The organism is Azospirillum sp. UFLA03-27 (assembly GCF_059803775.1).
In genome coordinates this window covers 1-23,711 of record NZ_JAUQTX010000055.1, presented here as the reverse complement: position 1 = coordinate 23,711, position 23,711 = coordinate 1, and the positions used below count along the sequence as shown (strand labels likewise).

Annotated in this window: 23 protein-coding genes; 12 read left to right on the top strand and 11 right to left on the bottom strand. The window is 69.7% G+C overall.

The window, feature by feature from the left end:
• Positions 1–18: 18 nt before the first annotated feature.
• Genes Q4I23_RS11100 through Q4I23_RS11085 form a run of 4 tightly spaced genes read right to left on the bottom strand, consistent with a single transcriptional unit; the run spans position 19 to position 3,858 of the window.
• On the bottom strand, positions 19–807 hold the full coding sequence (locus Q4I23_RS11100; RefSeq protein WP_035681830.1) for an ABC transporter permease: 789 nt from the start codon (positions 805–807) through the stop codon (positions 19–21).
• Complete coding sequence (locus Q4I23_RS11095) at positions 804–1,667, bottom strand: ABC transporter permease (RefSeq protein ID WP_498526279.1); 864 nt, start codon at positions 1,665–1,667, stop codon at positions 804–806. Before Q4I23_RS11095 ends, Q4I23_RS11100 begins: the two co-directional genes overlap by 4 nt.
• Complete coding sequence (locus Q4I23_RS11090) at positions 1,664–2,761, bottom strand: ABC transporter ATP-binding protein (protein WP_145675294.1); 1,098 nt, start codon at positions 2,759–2,761, stop codon at positions 1,664–1,666. The genes Q4I23_RS11095 and Q4I23_RS11090 overlap by 4 nt, the downstream gene beginning before the upstream one ends.
• Positions 2,762–2,787: 26 nt before the next feature.
• Complete coding sequence (locus Q4I23_RS11085) at positions 2,788–3,858, bottom strand: ABC transporter substrate-binding protein (RefSeq protein ID WP_498526278.1); 1,071 nt, start codon at positions 3,856–3,858, stop codon at positions 2,788–2,790.
• Positions 3,859–3,977: 119 nt separating this feature from the next.
• On the opposite strand from Q4I23_RS11085, the gene Q4I23_RS11080 reads away from it, so the two are divergent.
• Positions 3,978–5,018, top strand: a complete 1,041-nt coding sequence (locus tag Q4I23_RS11080; protein ID WP_498526277.1) for a GlxA family transcriptional regulator — start codon at positions 3,978–3,980, stop codon at positions 5,016–5,018.
• Positions 5,019–5,039: 21 nt separating this feature from the next.
• On the opposite strand, the gene Q4I23_RS11075 is transcribed toward Q4I23_RS11080, so the two are convergent.
• The 3 genes from Q4I23_RS11075 to Q4I23_RS11065 form a co-directional block, all read right to left on the bottom strand.
• Positions 5,040–5,687 carry a response regulator gene (locus Q4I23_RS11075; protein ID WP_498526276.1) on the bottom strand — a complete coding sequence of 216 codons (648 nt, stop codon included), beginning with the start codon at positions 5,685–5,687 and terminating at the stop codon, positions 5,040–5,042.
• Positions 5,684–6,577: an ATP-binding protein gene (locus Q4I23_RS11070; protein ID WP_498526285.1), complete on the bottom strand. Its 894-nt coding sequence runs from the start codon at positions 6,575–6,577 to the stop codon at positions 5,684–5,686. The genes Q4I23_RS11075 and Q4I23_RS11070 overlap by 4 nt, the downstream gene beginning before the upstream one ends.
• A gap of 164 nt (positions 6,578–6,741) precedes the next feature.
• On the bottom strand, positions 6,742–7,047 hold the full coding sequence (locus tag Q4I23_RS11065) for a hypothetical protein (protein ID WP_498526275.1): 306 nt from the start codon (positions 7,045–7,047) through the stop codon (positions 6,742–6,744).
• Between the two features lie 314 nt (positions 7,048–7,361).
• Between Q4I23_RS11065 and Q4I23_RS11060 the strand changes: the two genes are divergently transcribed.
• The 7 genes from Q4I23_RS11060 (at position 7,362) to Q4I23_RS11030 (ending at position 15,117) form a co-directional block, all read left to right on the top strand.
• Positions 7,362–9,284, top strand: a complete 1,923-nt coding sequence (locus Q4I23_RS11060; protein ID WP_498526274.1) for a methanol/ethanol family PQQ-dependent dehydrogenase — start codon at positions 7,362–7,364, stop codon at positions 9,282–9,284.
• A gap of 105 nt (positions 9,285–9,389) precedes the next feature.
• Positions 9,390–10,010, top strand: coding sequence for a pentapeptide repeat-containing protein (locus Q4I23_RS11055; RefSeq protein ID WP_498526273.1), 621 nt, complete (start codon positions 9,390–9,392; stop codon positions 10,008–10,010).
• Between the two features lie 325 nt (positions 10,011–10,335).
• The gene (locus Q4I23_RS11050) at positions 10,336–11,454 is read left to right on the top strand and encodes an ABC transporter ATP-binding protein (protein WP_498526272.1); all 1,119 of its coding nucleotides are present in this window, start codon (positions 10,336–10,338) and stop codon (positions 11,452–11,454) included.
• Between the two features lie 40 nt (positions 11,455–11,494).
• Positions 11,495–12,649: an extracellular solute-binding protein gene (locus tag Q4I23_RS11045; RefSeq protein WP_498526271.1), complete on the top strand. Its 1,155-nt coding sequence runs from the start codon at positions 11,495–11,497 to the stop codon at positions 12,647–12,649.
• Positions 12,639–13,559: an ABC transporter permease gene (locus tag Q4I23_RS11040; RefSeq protein ID WP_454019937.1), complete on the top strand. Its 921-nt coding sequence runs from the start codon at positions 12,639–12,641 to the stop codon at positions 13,557–13,559. The genes Q4I23_RS11045 and Q4I23_RS11040 overlap by 11 nt, the downstream gene beginning before the upstream one ends.
• Positions 13,559–14,365 carry an ABC transporter permease gene (locus tag Q4I23_RS11035; RefSeq protein WP_498526270.1) on the top strand — a complete coding sequence of 269 codons (807 nt, stop codon included), beginning with the start codon at positions 13,559–13,561 and terminating at the stop codon, positions 14,363–14,365. The genes Q4I23_RS11040 and Q4I23_RS11035 overlap by 1 nt, the downstream gene beginning before the upstream one ends.
• A 5-nt stretch (positions 14,366–14,370) precedes the next feature.
• Positions 14,371–15,117 (top strand): MBL fold metallo-hydrolase, encoded by a 747-nt coding sequence (locus Q4I23_RS11030; RefSeq protein ID WP_498526269.1) that lies wholly within the window; start codon positions 14,371–14,373, stop codon positions 15,115–15,117.
• 12 nt (positions 15,118–15,129) lie between these two features.
• Here Q4I23_RS11030 and Q4I23_RS11025 read toward each other — a convergent pair whose 3' ends face one another.
• From Q4I23_RS11025 to Q4I23_RS11015, 3 genes are all read right to left on the bottom strand, one after another.
• The gene (locus Q4I23_RS11025; protein WP_498526268.1) at positions 15,130–16,446 is read right to left on the bottom strand and encodes an aspartate aminotransferase family protein; all 1,317 of its coding nucleotides are present in this window, start codon (positions 16,444–16,446) and stop codon (positions 15,130–15,132) included.
• 6 nt (positions 16,447–16,452) lie between these two features.
• Positions 16,453–17,502, bottom strand: coding sequence for a phosphotransferase (locus tag Q4I23_RS11020; RefSeq protein WP_498526267.1), 1,050 nt, complete (start codon positions 17,500–17,502; stop codon positions 16,453–16,455).
• Positions 17,503–17,596: 94 nt separating this feature from the next.
• A complete protein-coding gene (locus Q4I23_RS11015; RefSeq protein ID WP_498526266.1) occupies positions 17,597–18,280 on the bottom strand; it encodes a GntR family transcriptional regulator in 684 nt (227 codons plus the stop codon).
• A 304-nt stretch (positions 18,281–18,584) separates the two neighbouring features.
• On the opposite strand from Q4I23_RS11015, the gene Q4I23_RS11010 reads away from it, so the two are divergent.
• From Q4I23_RS11010 to Q4I23_RS10995, 4 genes are all read left to right on the top strand, one after another.
• Positions 18,585–19,199: a glutathione S-transferase family protein gene (locus Q4I23_RS11010; RefSeq protein ID WP_498526265.1), complete on the top strand. Its 615-nt coding sequence runs from the start codon at positions 18,585–18,587 to the stop codon at positions 19,197–19,199.
• A gap of 72 nt (positions 19,200–19,271) precedes the next feature.
• The gene (locus Q4I23_RS11005; protein ID WP_498526264.1) at positions 19,272–21,350 is read left to right on the top strand and encodes a 2Fe-2S iron-sulfur cluster-binding protein; all 2,079 of its coding nucleotides are present in this window, start codon (positions 19,272–19,274) and stop codon (positions 21,348–21,350) included.
• Between the two features lie 52 nt (positions 21,351–21,402).
• Positions 21,403–21,867 carry a nuclear transport factor 2 family protein gene (locus Q4I23_RS11000; RefSeq protein ID WP_498526263.1) on the top strand — a complete coding sequence of 155 codons (465 nt, stop codon included), beginning with the start codon at positions 21,403–21,405 and terminating at the stop codon, positions 21,865–21,867.
• A gap of 112 nt (positions 21,868–21,979) precedes the next feature.
• The gene (locus tag Q4I23_RS10995) at positions 21,980–22,870 is read left to right on the top strand and encodes a LysR family transcriptional regulator (RefSeq protein WP_237906879.1); all 891 of its coding nucleotides are present in this window, start codon (positions 21,980–21,982) and stop codon (positions 22,868–22,870) included.
• 58 nt (positions 22,871–22,928) lie between these two features.
• Here Q4I23_RS10995 and Q4I23_RS10990 read toward each other — a convergent pair.
• Positions 22,929–23,711, bottom strand: a 783-nt coding sequence (locus Q4I23_RS10990; protein WP_498526262.1) for an FGGY-family carbohydrate kinase, incomplete at its 5' end; no start/stop codon positions are given.

Genomic DNA, 23,711 nt, shown 5'->3' with positions numbered 1-23,711 from the left:
GGGGGGTGTCGGGACCGGTCAGCGCCGGTCCGACAGAAGGTGCAGCCCGACGGTGAGGTCGAGGATGATGATCGCCAGGGCCGCCACGCCGATGGTGATGGAGGACACCGCGGCGATGACCGGGTCGATCGTGTACTGGACGTAGTTGAAGAGCTTGACCGGGATGGTCGTCATCTCCGCCGTGGTGTTGAAGATGCTCAGCTCGACGTTGATCCAGGAGGAGATGAAGGCGAAGATCGCGCCGCTCGCCAGGCCGCTGCGGATCTGCGGCAGCGTGACGAGGAAGAAGGTCTCCATCGGGCGGGCGCCCAGGTCGGCGGAGGCCTCCTCCAGCGCCCGCTGCTCCGGCGTCAGCTGCGGCAGGACGGAGCGCAGGACGAAGGGCATGATGATGACGATGTGCCCGACCAGCAGCGCCGTGAAGCTGCGCATCAGGCCCAGCGCCGCGCAGTATTGCAGCAGGGCGGCGCCCAGCACGACGTGCGGCAGGACCAGCGGCGACATCAGCAGCGACAACAGGAACTTCTTGCCCGGAAACTCGCAGCGGGCGATGGCCAGCGCCGCCGGAACGCCGAGCAGCAGGGCCGCCGCCGTGGCGACCAGGGCCAGCAGGGTGCTGGTGCCGAAGGCCGCCAGATAGGAGGTGTCGCCGAGCATCCGCCCGTACCAGTCGAGCGTCAGCCCCTGCGGCGGGAAGGCGAGGTAGCTGGTGGCGGTGAAGGAGGAACCGACGATGACCAGGAGCGGCAGGATCAGGTAGGCCATGACCGACCAGGACACCACCCGCAGAAGAAGCCGTGCGATCATTGGGCTTTCCTCCCCGTTGCGCTGGACCCGGCGTTGCCGATCCAGCCGGCCAGACCGACCAGGACCAGCGTCATGACCAGCAGCGTCATGCTGAGCGCGCCGCCGTAGTTCACGTCGAAGACCGTGCTGTACTGCTGGAAGATCAGCATGGGGAAGACCGTGATCTTGCCGCCGCTCAGCAGGGCCGGCGTGACGTAGGCGCTGACCGCCAGGGTGAAGACCATGACGATCCCAGACATCAGCCCCGGCAGGCAGAGCGGAAAGGTGACCGTCCGGAAGGTGTCGAAGGGCGTGGCGCCGAGGTCGGAAGAGGCGTCCTCCAGCGCCGGGTCCACCGCGGCCAGCGCGTTGCCGACGGCCAGCACGATGAAGGGCAGCAGGATGTAGACCAGCCCGATCACGATGCCCAGCTCGGTGCCGAGGAAGCGCATCGGGCGGTCCAGGATGCCGACCCCGACCAGCGCGTCGTTGACGAGCCCGTTGCGCCCCAGCAGCACCATCCAGCCGAAGGAGCGGACGATGTTGCTGGTGAACAGCGGCAGCACCAGCAGGATGACGCAGGTCCGCCGCAGCGCCGCCGACTTGACCACCCGCACCAGATAATAGGCCAGCGGGTAGCCGAGCAGCGCGCAGGCCACCGTGGTCAGCCCGGCGATGCGGAAGGTCGCCGCCAGCACGTCCCAGTGATACTGGTCGAACAGCACCCGCGCGTAGTTGCCCAGCGACGGCACGCCGCCCGCCATCAGGCTGGACGAGACGACCACGATCATCGGGACGGCGAAGAAGGCGGCGAAGAAGGCGACCGGGGCCGCCAGCAGGGGCAAGGCTCGGTTCATGGCGGCGCTCATGGTCGTGCTCATGGTCCGGACCGGTGCGAAGCCGGCTCGGCGATGATGTGGACGTGCCCCGGACGGAAGCCGACGAAGACCGGCGCGCCCGGATTGAGCCCCTCCCCCGCCATGCCCAGCCGGCGGCTGGCCAGCAGATGCTCGCCGACGCGCACCGTCACGACGGTCTGGCCGCCGGTGTCGATGACGTCCTCGACGAAGCCCTGGTCGGTGATCAGGCCCGGCGCCTCCGGCTCCTTCAGCAGCTCGACATGCTCGGGCCGCAGCACCGCGGTGTAGCGCTGCCGCGTGTCGGCGCCGAGATGGGGCAGCAGCGCCGACCCCACCGCCAGCCGCACCCCGGCGTCGCCCTCCGCCGTTCCCGGCAGCAGGTTGGCCTCGCCGATGAAGTCGGCGACGAAGCGGCTGGCCGGGCGGGTGTAGATCGCCCGACCGTCGCCCACCTGCTCGATCACGCCGCGGTTCATGACGACGATGCGGTTGGCCATGCTCATCGCCTCCTCCTGGTCGTGGGTCACGAACACGAAGGCGATGCCGAGCTTCTCCTGGAGATGCTTCAGCTCGATCTGCATCCGCTTGCGCAGCTTCAGGTCGAGCGCGCTCAGCGGCTCGTCGAGCAGGAGGAGCTTCGGGCGGTTGACGAAGGCCCGCGCCAGGGCGACGCGCTGCTGCTGGCCGCCCGACAGCTCCCGCGGGTAACGCCCCGCCGCGGAGTCCAGCCCGACAAGCTCCAGCGCCTCGCGGGCGCGCTCCAGCGCCTCGCCCCGCGCCACCCCGTGACGGCGCGGCCCGTAGGCCACGTTGTCAAGGATGCTCAGATGCGGGAACAGGGCGTAGTGCTGGAACACCGTGTTCAGCGGGCGCCGGTGCGGCGGCAGCCGCGTCACGTCCTCCCCGCCGATCCGGATGGTCCCGGAATCGGGGGAGAGGAAGCCGGCGATGCAGCGCAGCAGGGTCGTCTTGCCACAGCCGCTCGGCCCCAGCAGGGCGACGAACTCGCCATGGGCCACATCCAGCGACACGTCCCTCAGCGCATGGTATGTGCCGAAATGCTTGTCGATGGAGCGGATGGAGAGCAGGGCGTCGGGCTTGGGCGTCGCGGACATGGAGGGGCTCCCCGGCTGGCTGCGGTTCACTGGCGGGCGAGTTCGCGGTTCCAGGCGTCGGTGATCGCCGCGCGGTCCCGGTTGATGTCCGCCCAGTTGAAGAGCTGGAGGTTCTTGACCGACCCACCGACACCCCAGGGCAGCTTGCGCTCGACGTCCGGCGACACCGACACGCCCTGCACCGCCGGGCCGAGATAGAGCTTCTCCGCCAGACAGGCCGAGGCTTCCGGGGTCAGGGCGGTGTCGATGAAGCGCTGGGCATCCGCCTTGTGCGGGGCGTTCTTGACCAGATGCAGGCGGGCGTCGGTGGCCCACACACCCTCCTTCGGGACGGCGAAGCCGATGGGCAGACCCTTGTCGGCCAGATCCCAGGCGCCGACGTTGAAATGCGCGCCGATGATCGCCTCGCCGCTCTGGTAGGCGTTGCTCGCCGCCCCCGAGCTGTCGAAGTAAAGCGCGGTCTTCAGCGTCTTAAGCTTTTCGAAGGTCTTGGACAGGTCGCCCGGCGGGTTGCCCCACATGCGGTTCAGGAACATGACGAACGGCACGCCGGAGGAGTTGGCCGGCGACGGGATCGTCACCGTGTCCGCGAATTCCGGCTTCCACAGGTCGTTCCACGAGGTCGGCGGGGTCTTGATCTCCTTGGTGTTGTAGGTCAGGCCGAGCGAGTAGTAGCCGGACCCGACGGCGAAGATCGACCCGTCCGCCTTGTAGATCGCCTCCGGCAACGCCTTCGCCAGGTTCGGCACGCCCGTCGGGTCGATGGCCTCCAGCACGCCCGCCGCCTGCGCCATCTCGCTGATGCCACCGTCCATGTAGGCGACGTCGAGCGTCGGCGCGTCCTTCTGCTGCTGCAGCTTGGCGAAGGTCACGGTCGAGGTGCCGATCTCCGGCACGACGCGGACGCCGGTCGCCTTGGTGAAGGGCTCCGCGACGCAGGTGCGGAAGGCCTCGCCCCAGTTGCCGCCGTACCAGGCGACGCGGATTTCGCCCTGGGCCGCGGCCGGCAGGGCGTACAGGGAGACCCCGGCCGCTAGGACGGCGGACAGGGCGGCGAGGCGGGAAGCGTTGCGGGTGGCGGCGCGCGTATGGGTCATGACCGGTTCCTTCGTGGTGTCGGTCCAGCGGGCGTCAGAGCCATGGTTCGTTCGAAAGCTAATTGTTCCGACGTATTTTCCGATAGAAGAATGCTGCCGAATCCTTGAATATTTCCGACATGCCGACGCCCAGACCCGACACGACGGACACCCCCGACCGCGACGCCCCGCCCCCCACCGATCCCCGGTTGCGCATTGGCTTCGTTCTGCTCGACCAGTTCACGCTGACGGCCTTTTCCGGCCTGATCGACGCGCTCCGGCTCGCCGCCGACCCCGGAGGGCGCAGCCGGCAGATCGACGCGAGTTGGACGGTGATGAGCGTCGGCGGGCAGCCGCGCCGGTCGAGCTGCGGCGTGCTGGTGACGCCCAACAGCGACCTGCTCGCCCCGGCGCCCTTCGACTACGTGGCGGTGTGCGGCGGCAACGACTACCGCAACGAGGTGCCGGGCCCGGTGACCGCCTACCTGCGCGCGGTGGCGGCGCAGCGGGTGCGGCTCCTCGGCATCTGCACCGGCACCTTCGCCATCGCGCGCGCCGGCCTCGTCGGCACGCGCCGCGTCTGCGTCCACTGGAACGTTCTGGACACCTTCCGCGAGCGCTTCCCGTCCGCCAACGCCTCGGTGGACCATCTCTTCATCGACGAGGGCGACCTGATCACCTGCGCGGGATCGACGGCGGCCATCGACCTCAGCCTCTACCTCGTCGGGCGGCACTGCGGCGGGCAGAAGGCGCGGCAGGCCGTCCGCCACATGATGCTCCAGGACATCCGCCCCGGCGCGCTGCCGCAGGCGCATTTCTACGCGAACCTCGACGGCGTGACCGACGCCCGTGTCCGTCAGGCGACGCATTTCATCGAGCAGCGGCTGGACTCCCCGCCCTCCGTCGAGGCCATCGCCCGCTACGTCGGGGTCAGCGCCCGGCAACTCGAACGGTCCTTCCAGGCCGCGCTTGGCATCTCGCCGTCGGCCTTCCAACGCCGGCTGCGGCTGGATTACGGCCGCTGGCTTCTGGAGCACACACGCCGCACGATCACCGAGATCGCCTTCGACTGCGGCTTCGCCGACGCCGCCCATTTCTCGCGCGATTTCAAGACCCAGTTCGGCGAGATGCCCAGCCGAGCGCGCAAGGGCAAGCGCGGCGAGGAAGCTCCGCCGCCGTGACGGGTCCACCCACGTGGACGCTCAAGCCGCCAGCCCGTGGTCGATGGCGATGCGGATCAGGGCGCGCGCGCTGTCGGCGCCCAGCTTGTCCTTGATCTGCGTGCAGGCGTTGGCGACGGTCTTTTGGCTGATGCCCAGCACCTCGGCGATGGCCGCCGCGGTCAGGCCGCGCCCCACCAACGCCAGGATTTCCCGCTCGCGCTGGGTCAGCACCGCCAGCGGGTCGTCGCTTGGGGCCAGCGCCATCAGCGCCAGCTCGCGCGCCAGCGCGTGGTCGAGATGGACCCGGCCCGCCAGCACGCAGCGCACAGCCGTCACCAGCGTCTCGGGCGCGTCGTTCTTGGTGACATAGCCCTTCGCGCCCGCCTTCAGCGCCCGCGCGGCGATGGCGGGATCCTCGTGCATGCTGAAGATCAGCACCGGCACCGCCGGGTTCTCCGCCCGGATCGTCCGCAACACCTCCATCCCGCCGCCGTCCCTCCCTCCGATGCCGCCCGGCAGGTTGAGGTCGAGGATGACCACGTCGGGCCTTTCCGAACGCCACAGCGCCACCGCCACCGCCACGTCGGCGGCCTCGACGACACGGCCGAGCCCGGCTTCGGCGAGTAGGCTCTGGCAACCGGCGCGCACCACCGGGTGATCGTCCACCAGGAGGATGGTCAAGGTCATGCCACGCCCTCCAGCCCGGCCGGGACGCAGGGGAGGCAGGCGGCCACGCGGGTCCCCTGTCCGCCGTTCGAACCGATGGACAGTTCGCCGCCCAGCGCCCTCACCCGCTCCGCCATGCCGGAGATGCCCAATCCGCCACGCTCCGCTGCGCCCGGCCCCTCCCTAAACCCCGGCCCATCATCGGTCACCACGACCTCCACCCGGTCGCTCCGGCGCAGCACCGTCACCGACACGTTGGTCGGCCGGGCGTGGCGGAGGGCGTTGACCAGCGATTCCTGCGCCAGCCGGAAGACCGTCAGGCGCAGCACCTCGTCCAGCCCGTCGATGCCGTCCGGCGTTCCGTCCTCGGCCACGTCCAGCGCCCAGCGCACCTGCGGCTCCCGCCGCGCCCACTCGTCGATCAGCCCGGACAGCGCCTCGCCCAACGGCAACTGGTCGAGCAGGGCCGGGCGCAGGCGGACCAGGATGCGCCGGCTCATCCGGTGCACGTCCGCGGCCATGGACAGCACAGCGCGGGCGCGTCCGGCGATCTCCACCCGCTCGCTGATGGTGGCTTCCGGCTTCGGCTCCTCGCTCAGGCGCAGGATGCGCCCGGCGTCCACCTTGATGGCGAACAGCGCCGCACCCAGCTCGTCGTGGATTTCGCGGGCGATGTCCCGGCGCTCGCGATCCTGCGCCTCGATCAGCCTCTGGCCGAGCCTGCGGTTCTCCCGCCCCGCCGCGGCCAGCTCCTCGGCCAGGGCGGCGATGCCGGTGCCCAGCCGGACCAGTTCCGGCACGCCGCCGCCTGCGAGGCCGCCCCGCGGTCCGGGTTCGTAAACACCTTCGCGCAGGCGCCGCACCGCCGCCTCGATGCGGGCGAGCGGGGCGAGCGCCCGGCCCACCGCCATCCAGGCGGCGCCCAGCAGCAGCAGCCCCGCCACCAGCATCGCCAGGGCGAGGTCCCGCATGTCCTCCCAGACCTCGGCTACCTCGTCCTGCGGTTGGGCGACCACGGTCAACAGGACGCGCCCATCGGCACCGGTCAGCGCATGGGCCTGCGGCGCCACGTCGATCAGCGCTGCGAACCAGCCGGGAACGGCCCCATGGCCGGCATCCCCCTCGCCCAGGGAGTCGGAAGCCGCCTCACCCGCGATGAAGCGCAGGTGGCGCAGGCCCAGACGGTCGAGCGCCACGACGGCATCAGGAATGCCCCCCGCCCGGCTTCCGCCCGCCCGATGGCGATGCCGAGATCGAGGGCGGAGGCCATTTCCGCGCGAACAGCGTCGCGCGCGTTGGCGATCATCACAGCCGCGCCGGCCACCGCCAGCAGCGCCAGGAACAGCCCGATCAGGGCCAGCATGCGCATTCGCAACGACATCGCCGTCTGATCCTTCCGACACGCCCCATAGGACCATCGACGGAATGTTAACCAAGCAACCGGTCTCCGCGCTATGCGTCCTTCGAACGAGAAGCGGCGGGCGGATGGGCCTTTTGCCGCAGCGGCAGGATTTTTTCCCGCCCCCTTCGGGACACCTTCATACGCGCGTTGCAAGAATGTCGTCCCCGTATCGTCCAATGGAACCGAAGAACCGCCAAGACGAACATGCAAGGCGTAAGACGCGGTGCCGGAACCGGGGCGGATCGGGCGGACGATCCGCCCCGGAAAAAAACGGCCTTTCACGGGGGAAACGCATGACTTTATCCTTGGACACCACTCCGAGAACCAAGCCGAAAACCAAGACAGACACCGGGGCCGGACGGGTTCGGCGCCGAATCATCACCGCGGTGGTGGCTGGGTTCCTCACCTCCGCCGCTCCGGCGGCCTGGGGAAGCGCCCAGGCCACCGACGTCACCTGGGACGACATCGCCAACGACGCCAAGTCGGCCGGCGACGTGCTGATGTACGGCATGGGGGTGGAGGGCAAACGCTTCAGCCCGCTGAAGCAGATCGACACCACCAGTGTGTCGCGGCTGGTCCCCGCCTGGTCCTTCTCCTTCGGCGACGAGAAGCAGCGCGGACAGGAGACGCAGGCGCTGGTGCATGACGGGGTGATCTACGTCACCGCCTCCTACTCGCGGATGTTTGCGCTCGACGCGCGCACCGGCAAGCGGCTGTGGACCTACGCCCACCGCCTGCCCGACGACATCCGGCCCTGCTGCGACGTGGTCAACCGCGGGGCGGCGATCTATGGCGACAAGGTGTTTTTCGGCACGCTCGACGCCTCCATCGTCGCGCTGAACAAGGACACCGGCAAGGTTGCCTGGCGCAAGAAGTTCGCCGATCACAAGGTCGGCTACACCATGACCGGCGCGCCGACCGTCGTGAAGGACCAGAAGACCGGGCGCATGCTGCTGATCCACGGCTCGTCCGGCGACGAGTTCGGCGTGGTCGGCCGCCTGTTCGCCCGCGATCCCGACACCGGCGACGAGATCTGGATGCGTCCGCTGGTCGAGGGCCACATGGGCCGGCTCGACGGCAAGGACAGCACCCCCACCGGCAACGCCAGGGCACCGTCCTGGCCGCGCGACAAGGACGGGCAACTCGTCGAGGCGTGGAACCACGGCGGCGGCGCGCCCTGGCAGAGCGCCACCTTCGACGTGGAGACCAACACCATCGTCATCGGCACCGGCAACCCGGCGCCGTGGAACGGCTGGGCGCGCTGGCCCGGCGACAGCCTCTACACCTCCGGGCAGGCCTACGTCGATCCGACCACGGGCGAGCTGAAGGGCTTCTACCAGCACACCCCCAACGACACCTGGGACTTCTCCGGCAACAACGAGCTGGTGCTGTTCGACTACAAGGACGCGTCCGGCAAGACGGTGAAGGCGACCGCCCACGCCGACCGCAACGGCTTCTTCTACGTCACCGACCGGACGAAGCTGGCGACGGCGGGCGGCGAGGCGAACAAGCCGAACAGCGTGCTGGCGGCCTTTCCCTTCGTGGACGGCATCACCTGGGCCAAGGGCATCGACCTGAAGACCGGCCGCCCCATCGAGGTCGAGGGCCAGCGCCCGCCGCCCCCCGCCGAGGGCGAGAAGCGCGGCAAGTCGGTCGAGGTCTCCCCGCCCTTCCTCGGCGGCAAGAACTGGAACCCGATGTCCTACAGCGAGGACACCGGCCTGTTCTATATCGCCGCCAACCACTGGAAGGAGGACTACTGGACGGAGCATGTCGGCTACAACCCCGGCTCCGCCTATCTCGGCATGGGCTTCCGCATCCACAAGATGTTCGAGGATCATGTCGGCGTCCTGCGCGCGATCGACCCGACGACCGGCAAGGTCGCCTGGGAGCACAAGGAGGAGTTGCCGCTGTGGTCCGGCACGCTGGCGACCGCCGGCGGGCTGGTCTTCACCGGCACCGGCGACGGCTACGTCAAGGCGTTCGACGCCAGGTCCGGGGCGGAGCTTTGGAAGTTCCAGACCGGCTCCGGCATCATCTCCTCCCCGGTCACCTGGGAGCTGGACGGGGTGCAGTATGTCGGCATCACCACCGGTTACGGCGGCGCTGTGCCGCTGTGGGGCGGCGATCTCGCCGACCTGACCACGCGCGTGACCCAAGGCGGCTCCTTCTGGGTGTTCAAGCTGGCCGACGTGAAGGTCTCCAGCGCCAAGTGACCGCCAACAAGTGACCGCCCGCCGGGGCGGGGAGGCGGGCTCACCTGTCCCCGTCCTCCTCCCTGCCCCGGCTTTCCTGCACCGCAGCGATGGGAGTTCTCCCCCATGAACCGCTTCTTCCGGCCCGCCTTCGCCCTGTGCGCCCTGCTGTCCCTGTCCGGCCCGCTCACCGCTCCGCTGGCGGCCGAGGTCGAAACCGCCAGCCTCGGCGGCGGCGAGGAGGAGCGCGTCACCGAGGTCGCCGGCTGTGTCCTGACGGCCAAGGCGGTCTGCCCAGGCATCGACCTGCGCCACCGCAACCTGCGCAGCCTGTCGCTGGCCGGCGCCGACCTGCGCGGCGCCAACCTGATGCGCGCTGACCTGCGCCACGCCGATCTGCGCGGGGCCGACCTCAGCGGGGCCATCCTCGACGGCGCCGATCTGCGCACCGCTTTCCTTCAGGGCACGCGCCTGTCCGGCGCCCGCCTGCGCGGCGCCAACCTGGAGTTCGCCCGCGCCAACGGCGCCGACCTGCGGCAGGCCGACCTGACCGCCGCCAATCTGGAGGCGCTGCGCGCCGACAAGGCCGACCTCACCAGCGCCAACCTGGAGGGCGCCAACCTCCAGGAGGCCAAGCTGTCCCTGACCAACCTGTCGCATGCCAACCTGGAAGGCGCGAAGATCCGCTTCGCCATCTTCCAGGACGCGCTGATGACCGACTGCCGCTCCTGCCCCACCGACTGGTGACGGCAAAGCCGCCGCCGATTTCACCAAAGCGGATGGCAATCCGCTTTGAACCGCGACGGCGGTTCCGGCCGCACATGTGGCCGAAGCCCGCCTCTCGCGGGAGCAGAGTTCCCGCTGGCGGCAGGCGGATGCCACTGGCATCCGCTGAGAGCCGGTGAGTGAGGCGATGTGATTCAAAAGCGAACAGACATTCGCTTTTGAGCGGCGGCTTTTATCAAACTGTCACGATTCCATCATTCCCGCTTCACGCAACGCGCCTACACGGGTGGCGTTGCGGCTTTGCATACGCATGCAAAGCCGGTGGGGATGAGGGAAACCCGGCGACATGGCCGACCTGACCATCGAGACTTTGACCGTCGCCTATGGCGGCACCCAGGTGCTGAACGGGGTCAGCCTGCAGGTCGCCCGCGGCGAGTTCGTGGCCCTGCTCGGCTCCTCCGGCTGCGGCAAGACGACCCTGTTGCGCGCCGTGTCGGGCTTCGTGCCGGTGACCGGCGGGCGGATCGCCATCGCCGGGCGCGACGTGACCGCCACCCCGCCGGAACGGCGGGACACCGCGATGGTGTTCCAGTCCTATGCGCTCTGGCCGCACATGACGGCGGCGCAGAACATCGGCTACGGCCTGAAGCTGCGCCGCACACCGCGCCCGCGGATCGAGGAGCGGGTGGCGGAGATGCTGCGCCTCCTCAAGCTCGACGGGATGGCCGGGCGCAACGTCACCCAACTGTCCGGCGGGCAGCGCCAGCGCGTGGCGCTGGGCCGCGCGCTGGCGATCAGCCCCGACATCCTTCTTCTCGACGAGCCGCTGTCCAACCTCGACGCCCGCATCCGGTTGGAACTGCGCCACGAGATCCGCGCGCTCCAGCAGCGGCTCGGCATCACCGCCCTGCACGTCACCCACGACCGGGAGGAGGCCATGGTGATGGCCGACCGGATCGTCATCATGAACGCGGGCTCCATCGCCCAGGCTGGGTCGCCGGAAGAGGTCTACCACCGCCCCGCCAGCCCCTTCGTCGCCAGCTTCATGGGCGCCGACAACGTCGTGGCCTTGCGGGCGGAGCGGGACGGCGGAACGCTGTCCGTCGCCGCCGGGGCGGACCACGACGCCGCTCGCCTGCCGGTGGGGCAGGAGGTCGGCGACGGCGGCCTGCATCTCGCCGCCGACACCGACCTTGCCGCTGACGCTGGTGGCCCCATCACCGCCCATTTCCGCAGCGAGGCGGCCCGGCTGGCCGCGTCCGGCGAGGCGCCCGAGGGCGCGCTGGTCCTGCGCGGGCGCATCACCCAGACCGCCTACCCCGGCGGCCGCTGGCGCTACGGCGTGGCGGTCGGCGGCACGGCGTTCCTGGTCGACGACGGGGAGCGCCGCGCGGTCGGCGACGCCGTCGGCATCGTCATCCCGCCTTCGGCCCTGCACTGCTACCCGCTTCGGGACGCGGCCTGACGCCGACGGCTTCTGCAAATCCGGGAAAGAGGTCCATCCGATGAAGCTGAACACCCTGTTTGCGGGCGCCGCCGGTCTGGCGCTCGCCGCCGGCCTGATGGCCGCGCCACTGAAAGCCGAGACGGTCCTGAACGTCGTCACCGCCGGCGACCAGAACATGGTCGATTACGTGAACGACTATCTCGGGCCGAAGTTCGAGAAGCAGAATCCCGGCGTCACCGTGCGCGCCGCGGGCACCGGCCCCGGCGACGCCGGTTCGCAGAAGATCTACGAGAAGCTGAGCGCGCAGGACAAGGCCGGCACCGCCGCCTGGGACATCGACGTCGCCGTCCTCCACCAGAAGATGGCCGGCCAGATGGCCGTCGAGAAGCTGCTGAGCCGCTACGCCGACCAGACGGCGACGGCCAAGCTCGCCACCCGCGACACCGCGCGCAACGCGCTGGGCGCCGACGTCGCCGGTTATGTGCTGCCGATGTTCCACAGCCAGATCGCGCTGGCCTACAACCCCGACCTGCTGAAGACCCCGCCCAGGACCTACGCCGAGCTGGCGGAGTGGGTGAAGGCCAACCCCAAGGCCTTCGGCTACAACGGCATCAAGGGCGGCATGTCCGGCGTCGGCTTCGTCACCGGCTGGGTCTCGGCCCACATGGACGACGCGGCCCGGCTGGAACAGGGCGCCTACGACGCCGGCCTGAAGCCGGCCATCGAGAAGGCGCTGTCGGGCCTGAAGGACTTCAACCGCAACGTCACGCTGACGCCGGGCAACGCCGGCACGCTCGACATGCTGAACCGCGGCGAGATCGCCATGGGTCCGGTGTGGGTGGACATGTTCTACACGTGGCAGGCGGACGGGCGGCTCGGCCCGAACCTGAAGCTCCAGCTCATCGGCCCCGGCATGCCCGGCCAGCCCATGTACTACGCGGTGCCGGCCAAGGCCGCCAACCCGGAGGCCGCCCGCAAGTTCATCGAGATGGCGACCAGCCCCGAGGTGCAGGCCGAGGGCATCGTGAAGCGCTTCAACTGGTACCCCGGCATCGACGCCCAGCATGTCCAGGCCAAGCTGGACGAGCAGACCTGGGCCCGCCTGTTCACCGACGTGAAGCCGGACGAGCTGGCCGCCAAGGGCAAGCCCTTCCCGCTGACCGGCTACTTCTCCGACATCATGGAAGCGTATGAGCGGACCGTTGCCAACTGACGCCGTCCTCCGGTCCGAGGCCGCTCCCCGCGACGGCGGAGGGCGGTCCGGCGCCAGCACCCCGCTCAGCGCCATCTTCGGCGGAGGCGCCGCCTGGGGCCTGATCCTCGTGGCGCCCGCCCTGGCGATGGTGGCGCTGTTCTTCCTCTATCCCCTGGGCTATTCGGCGGTCAGCGCCTTTCAGGACCGGACCGGCGCCTGGACCCTGGCGAATTTCGCCAAGGCGTTCGAGCTGTACCGGATGGACATCCTGTTCACGCTCGCCATCGTCCTTCTGTCGTCGCTGCTCGTCGCGCTGCTCGCCATCGCCATCGGCGGCTATCTGACGCTGGGCGGCAATCGGGTGGCGGTGACGCTGCTGCGCTGGCTCTACCGCTGGCCGCTGTTCATCCCCTTCATCGTGGCGAGCCAGATGATGCGCTCCTTCCTCGCCAAGAACGGGCTGATGAACAACGCGCTGGTCGGCGCCGGGATCATCGAGCCGTTGCAGGCGGCGAGCCTGCTCGACTGGCGCGGGGTCGTCGTCACCTTCGTGTGGAAGCAGACGCCCTTCGTGGCGCTGATGGTGGCGGGCGCCATGGCCTCGCTCGACCGCTCGACCATCGAGGCGGCGCGCGACCTCGGCGCCGGGCGGCTGCGCATCCTCGCCGAGATCGTCGTTCCGCAGGTCCGTCCGACGCTGGTCGTCGGGCTCATCCTCAGCTTCGTGACCATGCTGTCGGTGATGTCCGTTCCCATGATGATCAACCCCAACAGCCCGACCATGATCACCGTCGACATGGCCTACCGCATCAACGCCCACGGCGATTACGGCGTGGCGAACGCGCTGGGCTTCGTCTCCTACGCCATGGCCGGCTTGGTCGGCTGGATCTACCTGCGCCACGGCGTGCGCCAGGGAGGCGGGCGGTGATGCTGCGTTCTTTCGGCTGGCTTCCCCGCGGCCTCCTGCTCGGGCTGCTCGCCTTCGCGGTGTTCGGACCGCTGACCAACCTCGGCCTTTGGGCGGTGGCGGAGAAATGGTATTTCCCGCACGCCCTGCCCCTGCAATACGGCTTCTCCTTCTGGGAGCGGGTCTTCGCCCCGCGCTCCAACGCCATGGCGTCGCTGGCGACCAGCGTCACCATCGCGCTGTTCACAGTGGCCGCCTGTCTGGCGGTGTCGATCCCGGCGGGCTACGCGCTGGCCCGGCTGCGCCTGCCCTGGCGGGGGGCGATCCTGCTGGCTTTCCTGCTGCCGCAGGCCTTCCCCAGCGTCGCCGTCTACATCAACGTGGCGCGCATCTTCTATGCGGTCGGGCTGAACGGCACCATTGCCGGGGTGGTCCTGGTGCACACCGTGCACGGGCTGGTCTTCTCGGTGTGGATCACCGCGGCCGCCTTCTCCGCGGTGGACCGCTCGCTGGAGGAGGCGGCGCGCGACATGGGCGCCTCGCCCCTTCGGACCTTCCGCGACGTGACGCTGCCGCTGGCCGCACCCGGCGTGCTGGCCTCCTCGATCTTCGTGTTCCTGGAATCGCTGGACGAGTTCACCGGGACCTATTTCGTCGGCGTGCCCGACGTCACCACCCTGCCGCTCCTCATGTTCAACGCGGGCATGGGCGGCAACTACCAGATCGCCGCGATCACGGCGCTGATCCTGCTGGTCCCCTCGGTCGGGTTCATGCTGGTGATCGAGCGCTTCCTCAAAGCCGACGTGCTGGCCAAGGTTGGACATTGAACCCCATGGACATTTTCGTGCTGGGCGTCGGCGAGGCCGGCGACCCCGACTTCTGCAATTCCTCCGTCGCCGTGACGGCGGAGGGCTTCCGCCTGCTGATCGACTGCGGCCATTCGGTGCCGCCCTCGCTGTGGCGGGCGCTGCCCGAACCGGACGCGGTGGACGCGATCTATTTCACGCATCACCACCCCGACCATTGCTTCGGTCTGGTGCCGGTGCTGATCCGCTGGACCGACGACGGGCGCCGCAAGCCGCTGGAGATCGTGACCACCGCCGAGGGCCGTCACCAGCTCACCCGCCTGTTCGAGGCCGGCGGCATCGATCCGCAGCGGTCGCGGCAGTTCCCCCTGATCTGGCGCGAGACGCCGGGCGAGGGGACGGCGGGGCGGATCGGCCCCTTCGTCCTGCGCAGTGCGCCGACCCTTCACGCTGTCCCCAACCACGCGATTCGGCTGGAGGCCGGCGGGCGGAGCTTCGCCTATTCCGGCGACGGCCGCCCGACACAGAAGGCCGAAGACCTCTACCGGGGCGCCGACCTGCTGTTCCAAGAATGCTTCACCGTGCAGGCCGACCCCACCCAGTCCTTCCACGCCGCCCATGAGGCGCTGGCCGGCCTGCCGGAGCGCCTGGGAATCGGCGCGGTGCGCCTCTACCACGTGCGCCGCGACCAGCGCGAGGCGCTGGCCGCAAGCTGTGCGGGCGATGACCGGATGGGGCTGGCCCTCCCCGGCGAACGGATACGGCTCGGCTGAGGGACGGCGCCTTTACAGCGCCGCCAGCACCTCATCGAGCGTGGCGAGGAACAGCTTCGCGTCCTCGGACGAGAAGACCAGCGGCGGGCGGATCTTCAGGATGTGCCCCTCCTGGCCGGTCGCGCTGATCAGCACCCGGCGCTGGCGCATCCCGTTCACGACGCGGGCCGTCTCCTCCGACGCCGGGGTCTTGAGCTTGCGGTCGCGCACCATCTCGACGCCGATGAACAGCCCGCTTCCGCGCACGTCGCCGATCAGCTCGTGCTTGGCGGCGAGTGCGCGCAGGCCGTCGATCATCTGCGTGCCGACGGTCAGGGCGTTCTCCTGCAGGCGGTCCGCCTTGATCACGCGCAGCACCGCCAGGGCCACCGCGCAGGACACCGGGTTGCCGCCAAAGGTGTTGAAATAGCGCTGGCTCTTGCCGAACGCCTCGATCACCTCCGGCCGGAACACCGCGCCGGCCACCGGGTGGCCGTTGCCCATCGGCTTGCCGACCGTCACGATGTCGGGCACCAGCCCATGACGCGCGAAGCCCCACATGTGCGTGCCGAGCCGCCCGAAGCCGGGCTGCACCTCGTCGGCGATGAAGATACCGCCGGCCTTGCGCATCGCCTCGACCGCCGGGGCGAGGAAGCCGGCCGGGTCGGTGAAGACGCCGCTGCTGGAGAAGATGGTGTCGACCAGCAGCGCCGCCGGGGCGATCCCCTTCTCCCGCAGGTCGGCGATGGCCTCCTCGACGGAGCGCGCGAAGGCGGCGCCGACCTCGGCCTCCGGCATGCGATAGCCGTCGGGCGCCGGCACCACGCGGACATGGTCGCCCAGCTTCACCGCGGCGCCCAGCGAGGGCGACATCTCGGCCAGCGCCGAGGTCACGCCGTGGTAGGCGTTGTGCGCGATGACGACGCCGGTGCCGCCGGTGTGGACGCGGGCGACGCGCAGGGCCAGATCGTTGGCCTCGCTGCCGGTGCAGGTCAGCATCAGATGCGACAGCGCCGCCGGGAACTCCGCCAGGAAGGCTTCGGCGAAGTCGAGGATGCCGTCGGTCAGGTAGCGCGTGTGGGTGTTCAGAACGGCCGCCTGCTTGGCCATCGCCTCCACCACCTCCGGCCGCGAATGCCCGACCGAGGCGACGTTGTTGTAGGCGTCCAGATAGCGGTTGCCTTCGGCGTCATAGAGGGACGAGCCCTCCCCGCGCACGACATGGATCGGGTCGGCGTAGAACAGGCGGTAGGCCGGGCCGAGCAGCTTCTCGCGACGGGCGATCAGGGCGCGCTCGCGCTCCGGCAGGGTCCCAGCGGAGTCGGGCGCGTAGGCGTTGATCATGGTCATGGCGGTTCACACTTTCTGGCAGGCGAGATGGAGCAGGCGGCGTGCGGTGGCGGCCTCGTCGCCGGTCAGCCGGTCCAGGCCGGCGAAGGCACGTTCGGCGTTGCGCAGGATGTAGGCGGCGTTGGCGGGGTACTCGGCCGCTCGCCAGCCGGTGATGCCGACGGTCAGGGCGAGGCGGCCCGCCACCAGATCGGGCAGCAGGTCCACCTCGTCCGCCGTCAGCGGCAGCACGGCGTTGTAGGCGCGGGTCATCTCGACCACGGAGCCGAAGGGAGTCTCGCCGCTGGTGACGTGGTAGGCGAGCGCCGTCGCCAGATCGTTGACCAGCGGCGCCCGCAGCGCGTCGCCGAAATCGATGATCCCGGTGACCGTCTCATGCCCGACCGGATCGACCACCGCGTTGTGGGGATTCAGGTCGTTGTGGATCACCTGATGGCGCAGGGCGGGCAGCCGGGGGGCGATCTCGTCGGCGAAGCGGGCGACGAAGCGCTCGACCATCCCACGGCGCCGGTCGTCCGCCACATAGTGCAGCCGGTCGGCGACGCTGGCGGTGCGGGTGATGTCCCACAGCAGGTCGCGCTCCGAGCCGGGATGCTCGTAGTCGGCCAGCGCCCGATCCAGCCGGGCCAGCGTCGTTCCCAACGCCCGCATCAGACCCGGCGAGGGCGGCGCGGCGTGGAGCGGCGTTCCTTCGAGATAGGTCAGCAGCCGCAGCACAATGGCGCTGCCGTCGATGTGGACGATCGCCTGGGCCTCCCCGTCCAGCGTCGGCACGACCCGCGGCACCGGCAAGGTCGGGTCGCGGTCGGCCACATGCTGCATGGCCCCGGTCTGAAAGCCGGTGACGGGTTGCGGCTCCGCCGGGTTGGTGAACTTCAGCACATAGCCCTGCCCATCCGGCGTGGATATGTGGAAGTTGCGGTCGCGCTCGCTGCTCAGTTCGCGGACGGTGCCGGCCACGCCGAACCACCGTTGCAGGATGGCGCCGGCCTCCTCCGTGGAGATTGCCGGCGCGGCGGTGGTCAGAACGTCACCCTGGGTCGGGGCCGGTGTCATCGCCGGTGTCTCCTCGTGGTTCGAAGCGGTCAATGTTTGATGCATCATAATCGCGGGTGGATCGGCTGAGGAAGTGGATGGCATCGGCGGGGAATCAGACGGCGAGCGCCTCGGGATGCACGCCGTCGATCCTCTCCAGGATCGGGCCGCTGGCCAGCAGGATGTCGGCCTGGATGGCGTGTGCTGCGGCGGGGCCGTCGTGGCGGCGGATGGCGTCCATCAGCGGGTAGTGATGGTCGATCATCGTGCGCCCGGCGCCGCCGTAGACGTCGGCGATCAACGGCCCCATCTGCAGCCAGAGCCGCCGCAGAATGTCGCCGAGCACTGGCATGTCCGCGATCTCCGACACCGTGAAATGGAAGATCTGGTTGAGTTCGGTGGCCCGCGCGGTGTTGCCTGCGGCCATCGCCTCCTCGTTGCGCTTGAGCAGGGCGTCCAAGGCCGCGATCTGCGCGGGCGTGGCCTGTTCGGCAGCCCGCGCGGCGGCCAGCCCTTCCAGATTGACGCGGATGTCGCGGATCTCCAGGTAGGTGGCCCGTGTCAGCATCGGGACGCGGATGTCGCGCGGCGAGCGCAGCACCAGGGCCTGATCCTGCACCAGCCGCAGGATGGCGTCGCGCACCGGCGTGACGCTCGTCCCCAGCCGGTCGGCCAGATCGCGGATCTTGAGGCGGTCGTTCGGCTTGAAGGCGCCCTTCATCAGGGCCTCGCACAATTTCTGGTAAATCGTGCCGCCAAGATTGTCGTGTTCGAGAAGGGTCAGATCGAACCCGCTCATCCTCCGCCCTTCCCGTCGTTGCCGACCATCCGATGTATGATGCATCATAATGCCGTGGAAGCGACCGAAGGTCAAGCCGGTCTGAGCGGTCATGCGGAACTGTTGCAATTGGCCTTTGTAGCCCTCTCACCTCTGGGGAGAGGTAACGTCTAACGCACTCACCCCAAACACCCCACCCCAACCGGCATTATTGCGCTGGCTGTAATGATGAACTGTCAAACCGGGTCATTCCGATGATCGGCTGACGGGCGCACTCTCTGTGTGCGGATCGGGATGGTCCCGGCCAGCATCGCAGGAGTCAGCCATGAAGCTCTATCATCACCCGCTGTCGGGTCATGCGCACCGCGCCCGCCTGTTCGTCTCCCTGCTCGGACTGCCGCACGAGCTGGTCGAGGTCGACCTGAAGGCGGGTGCGCACAAGACCCCCGAATTCCTGGCGCTGAATCCGTTCGGCCAAGTGCCGGTGCTGGACGACGACGGCGTGGTCGTTTCGGACTCGAACGCCATCCTGGTTTATCTGGCCAAGAAGGCCGGGTGCACCGACTGGCTGCCCGAGGACGCCCGGAACGCGGCGGCCGTCCAGCGCTGGCTGTCGGTCGCGGCCGGCGAGGTCGCCTACGGCCCGGCGGCGGCGCGGCTGGTCACGGTGTTCGGCGCGGGCTTCAACCCCGACGAGGTCATCGGCCGCGCACACACCCTGCTGAAGCGTCTCGACAGCCACCTGTCCGGCCGCGACTGGCTGGTCGGCGTCCAGCCGACGATCGCCGACGTCGCCATCTACAGCTATGTCGCCCGCGCCCCGGAGGGCAACGTCGATCTGTCGGGCTATCCGGCCGTCAACGCCTTCCTCCGCCGGGTCGAGGCGCTGCCGGGCTTCGTCCCCTTCGCCCAGACGCCGGCCGGACTCACCGCCGCCTGACGCGCCGCCTGGGCGCGCGATCCGGCGCGCCCGCTTCTTTCAATGAGGAGACGGGTACCGAGGAGACGGAATATGGGCGAGACCGCGAAGACGCTGCCGATCTGGCACGAGGGCGAGACGTTCCTGCAGAAGAAAGTTGGCGCCGACGTCGCCGAACGGATGGCGATGGTGGGACAGCGGGTCATCCGCGACTTCATGCCCGACCAGCACCGCGACTTCTACGCCCAGCTCCCCTTCATCGTGATCGGCAGCGCCGACCCTGATGGAGACGCGTGGGCCGGCATCCTCGAAGGGCGGCCCGGCTTCCTGTCCTCACCGTCGCCGACCGCCCTCGACATCGCCGCGCGCCCAAGCGCCGGCGATCCCGCGGCGGCCGGCATGACCGACGGTGCTCCGGTCGGCCTCCTCGGCATCGAGATGAACACGCGGCGGCGCAACCGCATGAACGGCGTCGCCACGACGACGCCCGAGGGCTTCTGCGTCGCGGTCGGCCAGAGTTTCGGAAACTGCCCCCGCTACATCCAGCTGCGCGACGCCACGCTGGCCCGCGACCCCGCCCAGCCCTTCGCCGGTGCCGTCGAGGAGCTGACGGCCCTCGACCCGGCGGCACGGGCGGCGATCGAAGCGGCGGACGCCTTCTTCGTCGCCTCCTACGCCGACCGCGGCGACCATCGCCAAGTCGACGTGTCGCATCGCGGCGGCAAGGCCGGCTTCGTCCGCGTGGCCGGGGACGGCACGCTCACCATTCCGGATTTCGACGGCAATCTCTTCTTCGCCACGCTTGGCAACATCCTGCTCAACGGGAAGGCGGGGCTGCTCTTCGTCGATTTCGCCAGCGGCGACCTGCTGCAGATGACCGGCGACGCCGCGGTGATCCTGGACTCGCCGGAGATCGCCGCCTTCCAGGGCGCCGAGCGGCTGTGGACGTTCAAGGCGCGCAAGGTCGTCCGGCGGCGCGGCGCCCTGGCCTTGCGCTGGACGCTGCGGGCGGACGGCTGGTCACCCAGCTCCCTGATGACGGGCGACTGGGGCCAAGCCGCTGACCGGCTGCGCGCGGAGGAAACGGCGACGCGCTGGCGGCCGATGACGGTGACGGACATCGTGGAGGAAAGCGCCACCATCCGCTCCTTTCATCTGCGGCCGACCGACGGCGCGGGGCTGCCGCCGCATCTGGCCGGCCAGCATCTGCCCATCCGCGTCACCCCGGCGGGCGCCGACAAACCGGTCGTCCGGACCTACACGTTGTCCGTCGCCCCGTCGGACGGGATCTACCGCATCAGCGTCAAACGCGAAGGCCTGGTGTCGCGGCATCTGCACGACCATGTCCGGGTCGGCGACGTCATCGAGGCGCGCGGGCCGGCGGGCGGCTTCACCATCGACGCCCGCGCGGTACGGCCGGCGGTGCTGCTGGCCGGCGGGGTCGGTATCACGCCGCTGCTCGCCATGCTGCGACACGTGGTCTATGAGGGGCTGCGCACGCAACGCATCCGCCCGACGATCCTGGTCCACGCCGCGCGCTCCAAAGCGGAGCGTCCGTTCGACCGGGAAATCGCCGACCTTGTCACGGCGGCGAACGGCGCCGTCCGGCTTGTCCGCGTCCTCAGCGATCCCGGTGAGGCCGCACCGGGCGTTGATTACGACGCCGTGGGCCGCATCGACATGACGCTGCTGACACGCATCCTCGGCTTCAACGATTACGACTTCTACGTCTGCGGGCCGCCCGCCTTCACCCAGGCGCTCTACGACGGCCTGCGCGGCCTCAACATCGCTGACAGCCGGATTCACACCGAAGCGTTCGGGCCGTCGTCCCTGAAGCGGACGGGTCAGACCATGGAAACCGCCGCCGCACCGGCGCGCCGGCCGCCCGCGACCAAGCCGGTTCCGGTCGCCTTCATGAACGCGCTCAAGGAGGCGCGCTGGACACCCGGCTCCGGCACGCTGCTCGAACTGGCCGAAGCGCGCGGCCTCGATCCCGCCTTCAGTTGCCGCGAAGGCACCTGCGGGACCTGCCGCACCAAATTGCTCAAGGGTGCGGTGACCTACCTCAAGGAGCCGAGCGCGGCGGTCGCCACGGACGAGGTGCTGCTGTGCTGCGCCGTCCCCGCCGAAGCGGAGACGGGCGTGGACGACCGCCTGCAACTCGCGCTCTGACCAATCGCTACCCGCTGCCCGTCCTTTCCCCCGCAAACCAAAGGAGTTCGCCATGTCCCGTCCTCCCCTGCCTCCCTTCACCCAGGAAACCGCCGTCGAGAAGGTCCGTCTGGCGGAAGACGGCTGGAACAGCCGCGATCCCGCCAAGGTCGCGCTGGCCTACACCACCGACACGCGCTGGCGGAACCGCGCGGAGTTCGCCAACGGCCGCGCCGAGGTTGAGGCATTCCTGACCCGCAAGTGGAACCGCGAGCTGGACTACCGGCTGATCAAGGAGCTGTGGGCGTTCGGCGGCAATCGCATCGCCGTGCGCTACGCCTACGAATACCACGACGACAGCGGCCAGTGGTTCCGCGCCTACGGCAACGAGAATTGGGAGTTCGCCGAGGATGGGCTGATGCGTGTCCGCCACGCCAGCATCAACGAGCACCCCATCGCCGAAGCCGACCGCAAGTTCCGCTGGCCGCTGGGCCGCCGTCCGGACGACCATCCGGGCCTCAGCCATTTCGGCTTCTGACCCGGCGGCTTCTAAAGAGGCGGCTTCTGACCCGGCGGCGCAGGCGGAGGTTGCTATCCGGAGCCTCTTCGGCCACAGACTGTGACGGGGACACGGCGAAACGGGGGCGCGCATGGACCGGCTGCAGGCGATGCGGATCTTCGTGAAGGTCGCGGAAACGGAGAGCTTTGCCGAAACCGCCCGCCACCTGCATCTGAGCGCGCCCGCGGTGACGCGCGCCGTGGCGGCCCTTGAGGATCTCATCGGCGCCCGCCTGTTCGTGCGCACCACCCGCTCGGTCAAGGTGACCGAAGCCGGCGCGCGCTACCTCGAGGATTGCCGCCGCATCCTGTCGGACATCACGGAGGCGGAGGCCGCCGCGGGCGGCGTCTACGCCACACCGACCGGGACGCTCGCGGTCACCGCCTCCGCTCTGTTCGGGCCGATGCATGTGCTGCCGATCGTGACCGAGTATCTGGATCGCTACCCCGGCATGCGCGCGCAGACCTTCTTCGTCGACCGCCCGGTGAACATCGTGGAGGAAGGCATCGATGTCGCCGTGCGCATCGGCCACCTGCCGGATTCCGGCTTTACGGCAATCCGGGTCGGCATGGTCCGGCGCGTGGTCTGCGGCGCCCCGGCCTATTTCCAGCGCCACGGCGTCCCAAGAACACCGGTCGACCTCAAGCACCATCGCATCGCCGTATCGACCGGCGCGTGGGCATCGCCGGAGTGGCGGTTCGCCCGGGACCAGCGGGTGACCATCGACCCGGTTCTGCAATGCAACACCAACGAGGCGGTGATCGCGACCGCCAAGGCGGGCTGGGGCCTCACCCGGGTTCTTCATTACCAGATCGGCCCGGCGCTCCTCGCTGGCGAGCTTCGGATCGTGCTCGCCGACCATGAGGAGCCGCCCCTGCCCATCCATGTCCTCCATCCCGAGGGGCGCCACGCGCCGGCCAAGGTAAGGGCCTTCGTGGACCTCGCCGTGGCCCGCCTGCGCGAAAACCGCTTCCTCAATTAAGCCCCGGAGAAGGCTCGCCCTTTGAAAATCGGCGGGAAGACACCCGCATGTGCGTGGGTCACGCCCCGTCGGCCTCGTGGAAGGCCGCTTTCAGATCGCCGTAGAGCCGGCGGAACAGGCGGCGGCGCGGCGCCAGGGCGGCGGCCAGGGCCGGGTCCGGCTCCACGGTGTGGCGGATCTCCAAGGGCCGGCACACGGTGTCCGGTTCCTCGCCCGTCACCGCGAGGCGCGCCAGTCGGGCCGCCCCGAAGGCCGGGCCGACCTCGCCCCCCGCCGGGTAGTCGAGCGGCCGGCCGAGCGCGCTCGCCAGGATGCGGCCCCACAGGGCGCTGCGGGCGCCGCCACCGATCACCAGGAACCGTTCGACGCGCCCGCCGGCCTCCTCCAGGGCGTCCAGCCCGTCGGCAAAGGCGAAGGCCACCCCCTCCAGCACCGCGCGGGCGAGCGCCCCGCGGTCGGTGTCGTGGGTCAGGCCGAAGACGACGCCCTTGGCGTGAGGGTCGTTGTGCGGCGTGCGCTCCCCCGACAGGTAGGGCAGGAAGACCAGGGCGCCGGGGTCGCCGCCGTGTGATTCGGCCTCGCGCAGCAGCGCCGCCTCGTCCGCGGCGCCGGTCAGGAGGGCGGCGAAGGACAGGCAACTCGCCGCGCTCAGCATCACCGACATCTGGTGCCAGCGGTTGGGCAGGGCGTGGCAGAAGGCGTGCACCCCGCGTTCCGGGTTGGGGGCGAAGCGGTTGCCGCTGACGAACAGCACGCCCGAGGTGCCCAGCGACAGGAAGGCACTGCCCGGCGCCACCACCCCGACCCTGTCTCTTATACACATCTCCGAGCCCACGAGACT